Source organism: Stenotrophomonas sp. 01N47 (assembly GCF_056399165.1).
Map to the genome: position 1 here is coordinate 1 of NZ_JBFTQU010000077.1, position 409 is coordinate 409.

General features: G+C 63.6%; 2 protein-coding genes. Both read right to left on the reverse strand.

The window, feature by feature from the left end; genetic code table 11:
* Nucleotides 1–142 (reverse strand): anti-sigma factor family protein (locus AC1DKR_RS21290; protein WP_478035165.1); only part of this gene is annotated, 142 nt, incomplete at its 3' end.
* Nucleotides 129–409 (reverse strand): sigma-70 family RNA polymerase sigma factor (locus AC1DKR_RS21295; RefSeq protein WP_478035162.1); only part of this gene is annotated, 281 nt, incomplete at its 5' end. The genes AC1DKR_RS21290 and AC1DKR_RS21295, both read right to left, overlap by 14 nt.

Sequence of the window (409 nt, forward strand, 5' to 3'; positions counted from 1 at the left end):
TCTGCATGATGGCGTAGGTCTCGTAACGGGACTTGCACGCGCTGCACTCGTGCAGGTGGCGAGCCATCGCAGCACTGCTGGCAGCATCCAGTTCGTCGTCGAGATAGGCGTGCAACAGCAGCCCGGCGTCATCGCAGATCATGACGGCGTACCTCCTTGGGCCGGCAGGTGAGTTCGGCCCGCAAGCGATCGCGGGCACGCGCAAGACGGGACATCACCGTGCCGATCTTCTGTCCGGTGATGGTCGCGATTTCCTTGTATGAGCATTCTTCCAGTTCACGCAGTACCAGGATTTCGCGCAAGGGCGACGGCAGCCGTTCCAGCGCCGCCTGCAGTGCGCCGACGTCCACGGCAAGCAGGGTGAGGGTTTCGGGTGACGGGCCATCGTCGATGAGCGGATGCACCGCCT